Origin of the sequence: Aeromonas sp. QDB68 (assembly GCF_027707405.1) — a bacterium.
In the GTDB taxonomy this organism is placed as follows: domain Bacteria; phylum Pseudomonadota; class Gammaproteobacteria; order Enterobacterales; family Aeromonadaceae; genus Aeromonas; species Aeromonas caviae.
Map to the genome: position 1 here is coordinate 1 of NZ_JAPCIQ010000226.1, position 962 is coordinate 962.

The 962-nt window shown below is 36.7% G+C and carries 1 protein-coding gene; it reads left to right on the plus strand.

The genetic code is table 11. The features are described 5' to 3' along the window. Positions 1 to 297: 297 nt before the first annotated feature. The gene (locus tag PG892_RS22355) at positions 298 to 786 is read left to right on the plus strand and encodes a TIGR00645 family protein (protein WP_109422348.1); all 489 of its coding nucleotides are present in this window, start codon (positions 298 to 300) and stop codon (positions 784 to 786) included. Positions 787 to 962: the final 176 nt, after the last annotated feature.

The window sequence follows — 962 nt, forward strand, 5'->3', positions numbered from 1 at the left end:
AGGCAGCCTGTCAAGGTATTCGAAGAGTACCGTCAGGCGGCATAGGCGAGTGTCGCACTTCGAAGTTGAATTCGCGGTTCATACTAAGTTAGTATCTTTATGGCAATAATCTATCTAGGATTATTCATGGTATATCCTACATAGAAACGAGATTGTTTTATATTGTGATGGGGCTTTTGATGTGAATTAAGTTTTCATAGATGTAATAATGGCTTTATAAAAATACTTGGGGTGGCTGTAGAATTAATGCTTATAGTTATCTAACTTGTTAAAAAGAAAATAGGCTTGGCGAACTGTATGGAAAAAGCATTCGAGAAATTAATGTATTCATCTCGCTGGATTATGGCTCCTATATATCTAGGTCTCAGCCTGGTACTAGTAGCACTTGGAGTGAAGTTTTTCCAAGAAATATTCCATATAATCCCAAACATATGGAAGATAAAAGAGGTTGAGTTAGTGCTAGTCACGCTATCACTTATAGATATTGCTCTTGTTGGTGGGCTAATAGTTATGGTGATGTTTTCTGGCTATGAGAACTTCGTATCAAGGTTAGACGTAGGGGATAACGACGATAAGTTAGGCTGGTTAGGTAAGCTAGATGCAGGTTCTCTCAAGAATAAAGTAGCTGCATCTATTGTGGCAATATCATCTATTCACCTATTAAAAGTGTTTATGAATACAGAGAATATTCCTAATGATAAAATAAAATGGTATCTTTTGATTCATATCACTTTTGTTTTGTCTGCATTCGCCATGGGTTATCTCGATAAAATAACCAGAAAATAGTTCTGCTATTAATAGTGATAAGGCCATTGTGTTACTATGAGATAATGCATATTGGCCTTTTTATCATAGGGTTCACTCTTAAGTTTCGGACAAGACTATAACCGTCATTCCGCACCTGATTTTGCTATTTTCAGTGCTTGACGGCGATCGGCCGTTCTGATCTATTACTCTCTTTT